Source organism: Micromonospora tarensis, assembly GCF_016803395.1.
Taxonomy (GTDB): domain Bacteria; phylum Actinomycetota; class Actinomycetes; order Mycobacteriales; family Micromonosporaceae; genus Micromonospora; species Micromonospora tarensis.
In genome coordinates, this window is the sequence record NZ_JAEVHL010000180.1 from 1 (window position 1) to 13,446 (window position 13,446).

Genomic DNA, 13,446 nt, shown 5'->3' on the forward strand with positions numbered 1-13,446 from the left:
AGCTCACCCGGCCGCGTCGCGCAGGCCGCGCGCGCTCGCGGCAGCGCCCCGGTGAGCAGCCGCGAGCCCAGGCACGGTACGCCGAAGCGCGCGCCCTCCTCCTCGACGAACGCGGCCACCACCAGCGGCCGGGCCGGGGTGACGCCGGCCACCCGCAGCTCGTCCACGGCGAGGAACGCGCTGACGATGCCGAGCGGCCCGTCGTACGCCCCGCCGTGCGGCACGGAGTCGAAGTGGCTGCCGGTGAGCACGGCCTCCGTGCCCTCGGGGTCACCCCAGTGGGCGAAGAGGTTGCCGTTGCCGTCCTCGGTGACCGGCATGCCGCGACGCTCGGCCTGCGCGCGGAACCAGGCCCGCAGCTCCCGTTCCGGCTCGGTCAACGCGTACCGCAGGTAGCCGCCGCTGTCCGCGTTCCGCCCGAGGGGCGCGATCTCGTCCCACAGCACCCGGAACCGGCCGGCGAGGTCGTCGGTCATGCAGCGCCCTCGGCCATCGGGACGCGGACTCCGGTGCGCTCGGCGACGTCGCGGGCGATGTCGTAACCGGCGTCGACATGCCGGATGACACCCATCGCCGGGTCGTTGGTGAGCACCCGCTCGATCTTCTGACCGGCCAGGGCGGTGCCGTCGGCCACGCAGACCTGCCCGGCGTGGATCGACCGGCCGATGCCGACACCGCCGCCGTGGTGGATGGACACCCAGGAGGCGCCGCTGGCCGTGTTGACCAGAGCGTTGAGCAGCGGCCAGTCGGCGATCGCGTCGGAGCCGTCGGCCATCCCCTCGGTCTCCCGATAGGGGCTCGCGACGCTGCCGGTGTCCAGGTGGTCCCGGCCGATCACCACCGGGGCGGAGAGTTCACCGGCGGCGACCATGTCGTTGAACCGCACCCCCGCCCGGTCCCGCTCGCCCTGGCCGAGCCAGCAGATCCGGGCCGGCAGGCCCTGGAAGGCGACCCGCTCACCGGCCAGCTTGATCCACCGGGCCAGCGACTCGTTCTCCGGGAACAGCTCCAGGATGGCCCGGTCGGTGGCGGCGATGTCGGCCGGGTCGCCGGAGAGCGCCGCCCACCGGAACGGCCCCCGGCCCTCGCAGAACAACGGCCGGATGTACGCCGGCACGAAGCCGGGAAAGTCGAAGGCGCGCTGGTAGCCGCCGAGCTGGGCCTCGCCCCGGATCGAGTTGCCGTAGTCGAACACCTCGGCGCCGGCGTCGAGGAAGCCGACCATCGCCTCGACGTGCTTCGCCATCGACGCGCGGGCCCGGTCGGTGAACTCGGCCGGCTTCGCGGCGGCGTAGTCCCGGGCCTCGGCCAGCTCCACCCCCGTCGGCAGGTACGCCAGCGGGTCGTGCGCGCTGGTCTGGTCGGTCACGATGTCGATCTCCACACCCCGGCGGAGCAGCTCCGGGAAGACCTCGGCGGCGTTGCCGACCACACCGACGCTCAGTGCCCTGCGGTCCCGCTTCGCCGCGAGCACCCGCCCGACCGCGTCGTCCAGAGAGTCGGCGACCTCGTCCAGGTAGCGGTCGTGCACCCGACGGTCGAGCCGGGTGCGGTCCACGTCGACGATCAGGCAGACACCGTCGTTCATGGTGACCGCGAGGGGCTGCGCGCCACCCATCCCGCCGCAGCCGGCGGTCAGCGTCAGGGTGCCGGCGAGGGTGCCGGCGAACCTCTTGGCGGCCACCGCGGCGAACGTCTCGTAGGTGCCCTGGAGGATGCCCTGCGTGCCGATGTAGATCCACGAACCGGCGGTCATCTGCCCGTACATGGTCAGGCCGAGCTGCTCCAGGCGGCGGAACTCCGGCCAGGTGGCCCAGTCGCCCACCAGGTTGGAGTTGGCCAGCAGCACCCGGGGCGCCCACTCGTGGGTACGCATGACGCCGACCGGCCGGCCCGACTGCACCAGCATCGTCTCGTCCGCGCGCAGGTCGGTAAGCGTGCGGACCAACGCGTGGTACGACGGCCAGTCCCGCGCCGCCCGCCCGGTGCCGCCGTAGACCACCAGGTCGTCGGGGCGCTCGGCCACCTCCGGGTCGAGGTTGTTCATCAACATCCGCAGGGCGGCCTCCTGCGGCCACCCGCGGGTGGTCAGTTGGCTGCCTCGTGCGGCGCGGACGGGCTGGGTCATCTCGTACTCCTCTCAGCTGAGGAACAACTGGCGACGGGCGGCCGACGACTCGAACGCCTCCAAACGGGTCTGGGTGTCCGCCGGGGAGGCGTCGCAGATGGCCTGGAGGACCACCATGGCCAGGGTCATCGGAGCGGTGTGCAGGTCGAAGACCAGGTCGGTGCCGACGGCGGCGGACAGCACCAGTTCGGCGTGGTCGGTGGCGGGACTGACCGGGGAGTCGGTGATCGCGACAACGGTCAGCCCGGCGTCGCGGGCCTCCCGCAACGCGTCGAGGGTCTCTCGTGGGTAGCGGGGCAGGACGAAGGCGAGCAGGGCGCTCGCACCGGCCGCCGCCGCCTGCTCCAGGCGGTCGGTGAGCAGGCTGCCCCCGTCGTCGAGCACCCGCACGTCCGGATGCACCTTTGCGGCGAAGTAGGCGAAGTAGGCGGCCAGGGGCGCGGCGGCGCGCAGCCCCAGCACCGGCAGCGGTCGGCTGTTGGCCAGCAGCTTCCCGACCTCGGCGATCCGGGCGCGGTCGGCGAGTTGCCCGGCCAGCCGGTCGAGGTTGTCCATCTCGGCCCGGACGGCCCGTTGCAGCTCGTTGCCGGCGTCGTCCGGTTCGGTCGCGGTGGCGGTCAGCTCCCGGAGCCGGCGGCGCAGCGCCGGATAGCCGTCGTGCCCGAGTGCGATGGCGAACCGGGTCACCGAGGGTTGGCTGACCCCGGCCAGCTCGGCCACCTCGGCCGCTGACAGGTACGCCGCCGCGCCGGCGTGCTGTGCCAGGCAGTGCGCGATGCGTCGCTGAGTCGGGGTGAGGCGGACCCCCCGCACCAGGTTGAGCACCTCTTCATTCACCGGGTGAGACTATGCATGAAACTATTCAGTGCGCAAGGTGGTGCCGCGCCCTGGTCAGGTCGCCGTCCGGAACGGGGCCAGGGTGGCCCGGATCTGTTCGCCCGCCCCCCAGTCGTGGTCGAACTGGGCCAGCACCGCGAGGTGCTGTCGTAGCTGGACGATCGGCATCCGGGCCGGCCAGTCGCGGTCGAGCGCTGTCAGTTCCGCGTAGACCGCGAAGAACCGTCCTGCCTCGGGCGGGGGTGCGGTGGACCACACGTGGGCGAGGTCGACGTCGGCCCACAGGTAGGACACCGCCGGGTCGACGAGCGCGGGCCGCCCGTCCGGGGTGGCCAGGAGGTTCTGCGTCCACAGGTCGCCGTGCGTCAGGCAGGCCGGCCGGTCCGGCAGCAACTCGGGTAGCCGATGACACAGCCGCTCCAACGCCGCCCGGTCGCCGGCGTCGAGCGCCGCGTCGACACGGGGTTCGCCGAGCCACCGCAGCAGCCGGTGCTCGGCGAAGAAGGCGAAGCCGTCGTCGGCCCAGGTGTTGACCTGCCGGCGACGGCCCAGCCAGTTGTCGCGGTGCCAGCCGAAGCGCGGGTGGGCCGTGCTCAGGTGCAGGCGGGCCAGGGCGTGGGCGAACTGCTCCCAGAAGGTCTCGCTGCCCGGCCGTGGTCGCAGCACCGACAACACCAGCAGTTCCCGGTTCGCCAGGAGCACGTCGGGTGTCGCCATGCCGCCGCGCTCGCGCAGGGCGGCCAGCCCGTCGGCCTCCGCGGCGAAGACGTCGTCGTCCGGCAGGTCGGCGAACGCCTTGACGAATAGCTGTGACCCGTCCCGGCGGGTCGCTATGCCCGCGAGCGCCGCGAGCCCACCCGTCGCCGGCTCCACCGTGACGACATCGCGCATTCCGGAGCGATGCAGACATTCGAGGAGAAACGCCGACGACCGCATCACGAAAGACTCCTCTGGTCCGCCTGTTGTTGGCCCAAAATTGGCGGGCCTACTGATCGGGTGCTCCGGGATCACCGACGTGCAAAACAGCGAATTGCCTGAGCATTGCGCGAAACGCTTGGACGAATAGTCAGGAGCGGGGTGTGTTCGCGTAGAGGAAATCGGTGACGGCTGGCGGGAAAATCGCGTTGAGCGTGGGTGCGTGGCTACCCCCTCTGATGTCCCAGAGCTCGACCCGGCTGGCGTCGTGACAGCCGGCGGCGTAGGACGTCACTCCCGTCTCCGCGTCGGGCAGCCGGGGCTCGAGATCCATTGGCGGGGCCGAGGTGTCGGCCTCCGCCGAGCAGCCGTTGATCCGCCGCCAGGTGGCGAGCGTGGTGTCGACAGAGGAGTAGCGGTGACCGCTCCTGGTGCCACCGCCGAACCTGATTGTCGCGTCGGCGGTGCCGTGGATCTCCAGCACGCTGACCGGCCGCTGCGGCGTACACAGTGCGTCGTCGTCGACGGCGCCGGCGAGTGACACGACAGCGGTGACCCGCATCGATCGCTCGCAGGCCATCCGGTAGGCCATGAAGCCCCCGTTGGAGTGGCCGACCAGATACACCCGTGCGGTGTCGACCGAGTACGCCGACTCGACGGCGTCAAGGAGCCGTTCGAGGTACGCCACGTCGTCCACTCCGCTGTTGTCGATGTCGCAGCAGGCTTCGGCCGCGTTCCAGAACCTCATGCCGTCCCGGTCCGTGGTGCCGTTCGGCACGGCGTAGAGGAAGGTACGACGGTCGGACTCGGGGGTGAGGTTGAAGTACCGCTCCTGCTGCGCGCCGCTGGACCCGTAGCCGTGCAGCAGCACGACCAGCGGAGCCTTCCTCGCCGGGTCGTAGCCCACCGGCACGTGCAGCTCGAAGGGACGGTTGTCCAGGGCGATCGACCCGGTGGTGCCCGGTGCCACCGGAGGCTTCCACGCGGCTGTCGGACCCGCCTGACCGTCCCCGCCGGACGGCCCGCACGCGACCAGAAACGGCAGCATGATTGCGGCAGCCAGCCAGCGTCTCGTCCTCACGGCAGCAATCTTGACACTGGCACGGGGCAGCCGGGTGGCCCCCGGTCCGCCTCCGCTCACCATGCGCGCGCTCGCTAGTATCCACACCGTCGCTCCGGGGAGGGTGGAATGCAGCCAGGCAGTCCGTTCCAGTTGCTCAAGACCCTGGGGTCGTGTCGAGAAGGCAAGGTGTGGTCGGCCGTCGATGCGCAGGGTCGGCCGCTGACGGTCGCCATCCTCGATGTCAATGTCGCCGCCGACCAGCAGTGGCGGACGTCCTTCGCCTCGATGGCGAACGCCCTGCGGGCCCGGGACGGTAGGCCGAGCTTCCTGCACGCCGACTTCATGGCGCCGGCGCCATGGGTCGCCTACGCCGCCGGCAGTGGCACCGAGGCCGAGCAGATCTTCCTCGCCCTCGGTCTGGACTACCGGCCGGGGTCGGAGCCGGAGCAGGCGCGGTCAGCCGATTCGGGCACGGCCGAGCCACCCTGGGCGAAGCTGGCCAGCAGCGAACCCGTCCAGGCCACTCCGAACGCCGGCAGCGCGACGTCCGCCAGCGGTGGGTACGCGCCAGCGAACGTCGCCGACGGAGTTGGGCAGGACCACCGCCCCACCTCTGGCGCCGGCGCTTTGGGGTCGGCACACATTCCCCCGGTCTCGGTTCCGCCGGCCCCTCCGGTGTCGGTCCCACCGGCCGACCCGGTCTCGCCGTCGCCGTTTGGAGAGTCGTACTCGAGCAACTACCCGGCGCTGCGGTCAACCGTGCGGAAGCCGCCCCGGCGCACCGGTCTGTGGGTCGGCATCGCGATCGCGGTCGTCGTGGCGCTCGGCGCGGTTGTCGGCTTCGTCGTCTGGCAGCCTGACGACGACAAGCCGGGCCCGAGCGCGCTGGACCCGTCGCCATCCGCCTCGGTGTCCAGCAGCCCCGAGCCGGTCGCCTTTCCCACCGGCGCACCCCGCAAGCCGGGCGTCGAACCGCCGAAGCCCGGTTCCTGGCCCACCGAACCGCAGTTCGCCGACACCGACCGGACCAAGTCGGAGAGCCCTCCCGGCCTGGGCTTCACCCTCAAGGTGCCCGACACGTGGGCCTGCGACGCGCGCCAGCGCGGCCCCGGCTTCGCCCGGTACCTGTGTGGCATCTCGCGCCCCGGCGTCCCGGAGGTGGGCGGGGAGATCATCGTCCGGAACTGCCCGAAGCCCTGCGGCGACGAGGTGCAGGCGGCGTACCGGAGGGCCGAGGAGGCGTGGGGCCTGCCGTGGGTCCAGGCCGGAAACGCGACCTTCGCCGAGGGGCCGCAGGCCGCCGGGGCGGATCGTTACGGGCTGGTGGTGGTCGGTTGGTGGCGGAGCAGCCCCGACGGCGTGATCGACCGTCAGATCGTCCTGCGGATGACCGCGACCGGCGCGCAGGCCAGCGAGGTGCGCAAAGTGGCCAATGATATTAGGGCAACGCTGTCCTTCTGATGCCCATTAGCGGCGATTCCGCCGGCATAAAGGGTGCGGTTGAGGGGGCGTCGCCCCCGCCTGCCCCTCGGTAATATATGGTCCCCGCGTTCGCTCAGCAGCGAGTCGAACGCGGTGCGATTCTTTACGCGAAATTGGTATGAAAGGGTCGGGTGGATCCCACAGTGCCGACGCGATCCGCGACGTGGCGTCCCACAGTCAGCGTCGTTATCCCCTCAGTCGGCAAGCCGGGACTTCGCCGAGCGGTCGAATCCGTGCTCGCCCAGACGCATCCTGTCACCGAAGTGCACGTGGTGCTCAACTCGGAGACCGATGTGGACCTTCCGGGTGATCCACGCGTTCGGCTGCTGCGCTACCTCGAGCGCCGGAACGGAAACGCCGCCCGGATGGCCGGTGTCCGCAGGTGCACCGGTGACCTGGTGGCATTCCTCGACGATGACGACCTCTGGCATCCGACGAAGATCGAGCGCCAGGTGCGGGACATCGCCGAGGCGGGCCTCGCCGACTCGTCGACCTGGATCTCCTCCACCAAGGTCGTGGTGGACTTCGCGCACGGCTCCGAGACCTGGCCGCGCGCGCCCTACGACCCCAGCCTCAGCCTGGAGAACAACCTGTTGCAGCGGCACCGGGTCCAGCGCGGGCAGGCGTTCCTGCCGTCCTCCACGCTCCTCTTCCCGCGATCGCTGCCGATGACCGTGCCGCTGAACGAGGAACTGAGTCTGCACCAGGACCTGACCTGGCTCCTCCAGCTCTCGCGCACCCTGCCCGACCTGGCGGTCCGCCAGGTCGACGCGGCGCTCACCAGGTACGACGCGATCGGTGACGGCATCTCGCGCTCCATCTCCCTGGACCGTGAGCTGGACTGGGCCCGCGAGTACCTCGGCTCGGCGACCCCGCGGGACCGGGGTGACTACTACCTGGGGTCGGTCATGACGTACGCCCGCCGCCAGGGCACGGTGGGCGGGATGGTCGGTGTCTTCTCGGAGGGTCTGCGGGTCGGGCGACCGGGCGCGGCGGCCGTCGGCTACGCCTGTGGGGCGATGGCCGCGGGGGTCGTGAAGGCCGTGGCGGCCGGTGTACGGCAGCCCCGGCGACGCGGCGACGAGACCGATGCGGGCGCGGAAGTACGGTAGTGGATCGGACGCTTTCCGAAGGGAACAGCTCGTCGGCCGCGGCCGACGCTCGCACCGATTGGCCGGTAGCCCTGAGCGCGGCCGTCCTGGTGATCTTCTCGCCCTACTGCCCAAGTCCTTCGGTCAGGGTGGCGCGCCGTGGCACGTCGGCATCGCCCTGCCGGTCTTCGCACCCTCGACCTGGATGGCCGCGCTCGCCGGGGTCTCCGTCGTGCTGCTGGCCAGGCACTGGCGGCGGCCGCGATGGATGGCCGCCCTGATGTCCGGGCTCGGTGCCCTGGTGTTGTGCATCGGCATCGGCAGCGCGATGCGCGGTGGTGCCTCCACCCGCGAGCTGGTCGGCGCAGTGCAGTACCTGTCCGCACCGATCGCCTACGCGGTGGGCTGTCTGCTCGTCAGCCACCGGTCCGCCCTCGCGGCGCTCAGACTGACCTCCGCCGGCGTCATCGTCGCCCAGTTCGGTTGCGCGTCTCTCCAGCGGCTCGGCGTGCCACTCAACCCCATGGGGACCGTCGAGGCGGCCCGGCTGCTCGGTGACCGGACCAACGGAACACTCAACCACCCGGTCAACCTCGCCAAGGCCATCGTGCTGGTGCTCGCCCTCTACTACATCACGAACGGGCCGGCCGCCCGCCTCGGCCTTCAGCTTCCGACGCTCGTCGGACGGTATGGCATCCCGGGCGCCGCGCTCGCCACGACCGCGCTGACCGGCAGCCGGACCGGGCTGCTGGCGGTCCTCATGCTGATCGTGGTCGGCGAGTTGATGCTGCGGCGGCTGGGCGGGTCGACCGAGGTCCGTGGTGGGCGGGCACGCCGACAAACCCTCATCGGGATGATCCTGCTCGGCGTCGGTGTGCTCGCGGCGGCGCCGGTGTTCATCGTCCGGATGATCGCCGACCCGGCCGGTGGCTCCCGGGCGCAGATCATGTCCAGCGCCCTGCAGTTCCTGGCGGACCGGCCGTGGTGGGGCATCGGCCCCAACAACTACGTGGAGGTCGTCGGCCGGATCGATCCGATCGTGTCGGCCGGGGTGCCGGTGCACAACGGCGTGCTGCTCGCCGCCGTCGAGTTGGGCATACCGGGCGCGGTCATCCTGCTCACGCCGGTGTCGGCGTTGGCCGTGCTGAGCGTGTGGAAGGGCGTCTTCTGGCCGACTCTCATCCCGGCGTTCTGCCTCGCCTTCACGGTGGCGTACTTCGGGATCGCGGCCACCACGTACGGCGTCATGGCCGAGTCGATGTTGCCGCTCTGGTTCCTCGTCGTGGGAGTGGCGACGATGGTGCTGGTCCAGGACCATCAACGCGAACGACGCGGACACGACGCCCCGACCCGCGACGGCCACCCGGACGTGGACCACCGGAGCGGCACTCCCGCAGGTGCCGAGGAGAAGCAGGACAGCCAGGCCACCGTGGTCATTCCGGCGCAGACCGGTTCGTCCGGACGCGGCCGGCTGAGCGGCGTGGTGGGCGGCGCATCGGCGCTGGCCGCCTCCCGCATCGTCGGCAGCGGGTTGCAGGCCGTCGCGATGGTGCTGCTGGCCCGGTACGTGGACCCGCGAGGCTTCGGTGCCTTCGGCGGATACTTCGGGGCGGTGGCCTTCCTGGCCGTCGTCGCGGACGCGGGCGTCTCGACCGCCCTGCTGCGCTGGCGGGCGCTCGGGCGCGACGCCGCCGTCCGGGCGGGCCTGCGCCTGAACGTCCTCACCACGGTCGGCGGCCTGGTCGTCGCCGCGGCGTTGGGCCTCGGCCTCACCGCCGGCACCATGGCGCCGTGGATCGCCGTGCTGCTGGCGGCCGGCTGGATGCTGGACAAGAACGTCGAGACGATGTTGTCGCTCGCGATCGCGGACGGCCGGATGGGGCACGCGGTCGTGTCGATCCTGGGCCGGAAAGCCGTCCAGGTCGCGATCTTCGTGGCCGCCGTCGAACTCGGCGGCGAACCCTTCGCCGCGCTCGCGTACGGCCTGCTGGCGGCGTCGGTGCTCGGGCTGGTCCACGTACGGTTCGCGGTCCGGATCCCCGGCACGGCGGCCTCCGCCGACGTGTGGCGGGCGCTGTTGGACGCCCGGGCCTACCTGGTCAGCAACGTCTCCGCGCAGGCGCGGGTGCTGGACGCGACGGTTGTCTCTCTCGTCGTGCCGGGTGTCGGCGCGGGGCTCTACGCCGCCGCGTCCCGCATCTTCTCACCGTTCGTGTCGATCCCGTCCGCGCTCAGCGCGGTGCTGGTGCCGCATTCCGCGACCGCCCGCGGCGGCGAGGCAAGACGGCTCTTCTGGCGCACGAACCTCGTCGTGGTGCTCGTGGTCGGAGCGGTCAGCGTCGTCGGGATAGCCGCCGCGCCGTGGTTGGCGGAGCTGTTGTTCGGCCAGACCTACTCGAAAGCCGGCGTCGTCATCGCCGTGATGCTCGCCGGTGTGCCCTCGTTCTGCGCGAGTTCACCCTGTGGCGCCGTGCTGCAAGGCGTGGGACGGGGGGCGCTGGTGGCGAAGATCGGTGTGCTGAGCGCCGCCGCGCTGCTCATCACGGTGGCCGGCGGCGCGGCACTGTTCGGCGCTGTCGGCGCGGCCGCGGCGGTCTCCCTGACGTACCTCTTCAAGCACGCGGCGCTGCTCGTCGTGGGTGCTGCCGTGTTGCGGAGCGACCGGGTCGTGCCGGTCGCGCCGAGCGCGGCCCGGCCCTCGCCGTCGGCGGCGTGACCGACGAACTCCTCAGGATCGTGAGTGAAATGTGAAGACGATAGCCATCGTGGTGTCCTACAACTCCGCCGCCGACCTGCCCATGAGTCTGGGCAGCCTGCGTGAGCTACCCGTCACCGACGTCGTCGTGGTGGACAACGGGTCGTCCGACGACAGCGTCGAGGTGGCCACCCGCTACACCCCGAACGTCATCCGATCGGCCAATGTGGGTTTCGGTAAGGCGATCAACGCGGCGGTGGAGCGATTCCCCGACGCCGAGGCGTACCTGCTGCTGAACCCGGACGCCGCGCTCGCGCCGGACGCGTACGCGGAACTGACGCGGACGCTGCGCGACGACGCCGGGATCGGTGTCGTCGCGCCGCAGATGCGGTACGCCGACGGCGCGGCCGGGATCTCGTCGGGCCCCGACGTCAGCCTGGCCAAGGAGTGGCTGGCCGCGTTGCGGGTCGATCACCTGGTGCCCGACCGGGTGAAGCAGGGGCTGGTCAACTCGCCGCTGCTCCGCAGCCGGCTCTCCATGTTGGACTATCTCGACAAGACCGGTTCGGCGGCGGCGACGGACGTCGCCTGGGTGTCCGGGTTCTGCATGCTGGTGCGAGCCGACGCGTTCCGCGCCATCGACGGCTTCGATGCCTCGTTCTTCCTCTACTTCGAGGATGTCGACTTCTGTAAACGACTGCGCGGCGCCAACTGGCGCGTCGTGTCGGTCGGTACCGCATCGGCGATGCACCGGGAGAGCACGAGCACCGGCGCGGTCGGCAAGAACCGGCTGTACCGCTCGGGCCTGGTCACCTACGTCGACAAGTACGGCACCGCCATGGACAAGTTCTCGGCCCGCGCCCTCAGGAGACTCCCGCTGTGAAGATTCTTTTCGTCGCTCCCTGGATCCCCTCCAAGATCCGCCCGCGGAGCTTGGCCCTGCTCAACATCCTCGCCCGGGATCACCAGATCCGCTTCCTTGGCCTGACCAGCTCGGACGAGGAGGTGCGGCAGGCTCAGGAGCTGCCCGTCGAGTCGACAGTGCTGGTGCCGCGTAACCGGGTCGCGTCGATGATCCGCTGTGCCACCGCACTGCCGACCGGCACCTCTCTACAGCAGGCCTACGCCGACGTGCCCGAGATGTCGAACGCGCTCGCCAGCGAGCTTCGGCAGTGGCGGCCGGACGTGGTGCATCTCAACGTCTTCCGGACCGCGCACCTGGTGGAGCGCTGCGCACCGGTGCCGGTGATCGTGGACCTCGACGAGTTCCGTAGCGAGTACTACAGCCAGCTCGCCCAGACCGCCGGTCCGAAGTGGAAGCTGGTCGGCAAGATCGAGGCGCCCCGGATGCAGGCGCGTGAGGACACCCTGGTGGCGCAGAAGGTGCCCCTGATGGTGTCGGCTCCCTTCGGGCCGGGCGAGGAGCGGCCCAACACGTACGTCGTCCGGAGCCCGTACGACCACCCGGACCTCGTGGTGCCTCAGGCGACGGAGCCGCGGGTGCTCTTCGTCGGCCGGCTCAGCTACGAGGCGAACGTCGACGGGTTGCTGTGGTTCCTGAAGAACTGCTGGTCCGAGGTGACGAAGCGGGTCCCGAACGCCGTTCTCGACATCGTCGGAACCGATCCGCCCGCCGCTGTGCAGGCCTTCCGGGGCAGCACCGTCGAGATTCACGCCAACGTGCCCGACGTCGCCCCCTACTACCCCCGGGCCACGGCGGCCATCGTGCCGGTGTGGCGCGGCACGGGCGTGCAGATGAAGCTGATCCAGGCGCTGGCGGCGGGCGTGCCCACGGTGACCACTCCAGAGGTTGCCCGTCGCGCGGATGTGCGGCACGATCACGAGGTCGTGGTGGGTGCGGACGCCCAGGCGTGGGCGACCGAGCTGAGCAGTGTGCTCACCGATCGGGCCAGGGGCCAGCGGCTGGCTGCCGCCGGTAAGCGGTGGGCACTGGATTTCCACAGCTCGAACGCCGTGCGTGAGCAGCTCGCCACGGCGTACGCGGCGGTGTGGCCGGGCGCTGAGCAGTTCCGTCGGTAGTTCGCCGCGCACCTGCGTTCGTCGCGGACCGCCGGGCCGCACTACCGAGTGAGGAAAGCATGGAGTCTCACGGTGCCGCCCGGCGCGGCGGGCACGACCGTCTCGTCGTGCTCGACGGCCTGCGCCTGTTCGCCGCGCTGATGGTCGTCGTGTACCACCTCCTCCACGGGGAGGGCGTGCGCGACGACGCCTGGGGTGCCCCGGCCGGTCAGCTCTTTCCCGGGCTGGCCGGCGTGGCGGCCTACGGTTGGCTCGGGGTGGAGCTGTTCTTCCTCATCAGCGGCTTCGTCATCTGCATGAGCAGTTGGGGCCGCACGGTGGGGGAGTTCGCCGTCGCGCGGGTGGTGCGGCTCTACCCCGCGTACTGGTTCGCCGTCCTGGCGACCACTGCGGTCCTCGTGCTGTTCCCGGTCTTCGCCACGCACCGGGACTGGACCCACGTCCTGGTCAACCTGACCATGTTGCAGTCGCTGATGGGTGTCCCCGACGTCGAGCAGGCCTACTGGACGCTCTCCGTGGAGCTGCTCTTCTACGTGCTGTTCGCCCTCGTGGTGGTGGTGCGCGGGGTGACCGTCCGACGGGTGGTGGCGTTCTGCGCACTGTGGACGCTGGCATCGATGGCCGCGCCGTGGGCGAACAACCCGATGGTCCTGATGTTCTTCGGACGCGGGTACGCCCAGTACTTCATCGCCGGCATCGCCTTCTACCTGATGTACCGATTCGGAGCGAACGCGCTGCTCTGGGCCATCGTCGGCGGCTCGTGGATAATCGCCGTGTCCCGGCTGTGGGCGGAGATCGAGACGTACGAGACGAGCGAGTTCATGCCCGCGGCCGGCTGCGTCACGGTCTTCTTCGTGGTCATGGCGCTCATCGCGAACCACAAGTCCGACCGGATCCGGTGGCGGTGGCTCACCACCGCCGGCGCCCTCACCTACCCGCTGTACCTGATGCACGCGCAGATCGGTTTGACCGCCATCACCGCGGCCCGACCGTACCTGCCCGCGTGGGTGTTGCTGGGTGCGACGATCGCCGGGCTGCTGCTGCTCGCGTACCTCGTTCACCGGCTGGTCGAACGCCCCACCGCGCGGCGGCTCCGGCGCGCCCTGCTCCGGTCGCTGGACAGCATGCGGGCGGCCGACGCCGTGCCCGTCGCGCCTGCCCCGCCCGCGCCCGCCCCACCCGCGCCTGCGCCTGC

The 13,446-nt window shown here is 71.0% G+C and carries 11 protein-coding genes; 6 read left to right on the forward strand and 5 right to left on the reverse strand.

The window, feature by feature from the left end:
* The 5 genes from JM949_RS26065 to JM949_RS26085 all read right to left on the reverse strand — a co-directional run.
* The coding region (locus JM949_RS26065) for a M28 family peptidase (RefSeq protein ID WP_203150908.1) at positions 1-476 on the reverse strand (476 nt) is incomplete at its 3' end.
* Positions 473-2,128 carry a urocanate hydratase gene (hutU, locus tag JM949_RS26070; protein WP_203150909.1) on the reverse strand — a complete coding sequence of 552 codons (1,656 nt, stop codon included), beginning with the start codon at positions 2,126-2,128 and terminating at the stop codon, positions 473-475. The genes JM949_RS26065 and hutU, both read right to left, overlap by 4 nt.
* Positions 2,129-2,140: 12 nt before the next feature.
* Positions 2,141-2,965: a MurR/RpiR family transcriptional regulator gene (locus JM949_RS26075; RefSeq protein ID WP_203150910.1), complete on the reverse strand. Its 825-nt coding sequence runs from the start codon at positions 2,963-2,965 to the stop codon at positions 2,141-2,143.
* Between the two features lie 54 nt (positions 2,966-3,019).
* Positions 3,020-3,856 (reverse strand): fructosamine kinase family protein, encoded by an 837-nt coding sequence (locus JM949_RS26080; RefSeq protein WP_238433903.1) that lies wholly within the window; start codon positions 3,854-3,856, stop codon positions 3,020-3,022.
* A gap of 175 nt (positions 3,857-4,031) precedes the next feature.
* Complete coding sequence (locus JM949_RS26085) at positions 4,032-4,850, reverse strand: alpha/beta hydrolase family esterase (RefSeq protein WP_203150911.1); 819 nt, start codon at positions 4,848-4,850, stop codon at positions 4,032-4,034.
* Between the two features lie 219 nt (positions 4,851-5,069).
* Between JM949_RS26085 and JM949_RS26090 the strand changes: the two genes are divergently transcribed.
* From JM949_RS26090 to JM949_RS26115, 6 genes are all read left to right on the forward strand, one after another.
* On the forward strand, positions 5,070-6,404 hold the full coding sequence (locus JM949_RS26090; RefSeq protein WP_203150912.1) for a hypothetical protein: 1,335 nt from the start codon (positions 5,070-5,072) through the stop codon (positions 6,402-6,404).
* A 164-nt stretch (positions 6,405-6,568) separates the two neighbouring features.
* Positions 6,569-7,537, forward strand: coding sequence for a glycosyltransferase family 2 protein (locus JM949_RS26095; RefSeq protein WP_203150913.1), 969 nt, complete (start codon positions 6,569-6,571; stop codon positions 7,535-7,537).
* Positions 7,538-7,595: 58 nt separating this feature from the next.
* The gene (locus tag JM949_RS26100) at positions 7,596-10,232 is read left to right on the forward strand and encodes an O-antigen ligase family protein (RefSeq protein WP_203150914.1); all 2,637 of its coding nucleotides are present in this window, start codon (positions 7,596-7,598) and stop codon (positions 10,230-10,232) included.
* Positions 10,233-10,263: 31 nt separating this feature from the next.
* Entirely contained in the window at positions 10,264-11,094 is an 831-nt protein-coding gene (locus JM949_RS26105) for a glycosyltransferase family 2 protein (RefSeq protein ID WP_203150915.1), read from the forward strand.
* Positions 11,091-12,251 carry a glycosyltransferase gene (locus tag JM949_RS39320; protein WP_203150916.1) on the forward strand — a complete coding sequence of 387 codons (1,161 nt, stop codon included), beginning with the start codon at positions 11,091-11,093 and terminating at the stop codon, positions 12,249-12,251. Before JM949_RS26105 ends, JM949_RS39320 begins: the two co-directional genes overlap by 4 nt.
* Positions 12,252-12,310: 59 nt before the next feature.
* A partial coding sequence (locus JM949_RS26115) for an acyltransferase family protein (protein ID WP_203150917.1) occupies positions 12,311-13,446 on the forward strand: 1,136 nt, incomplete at its 3' end.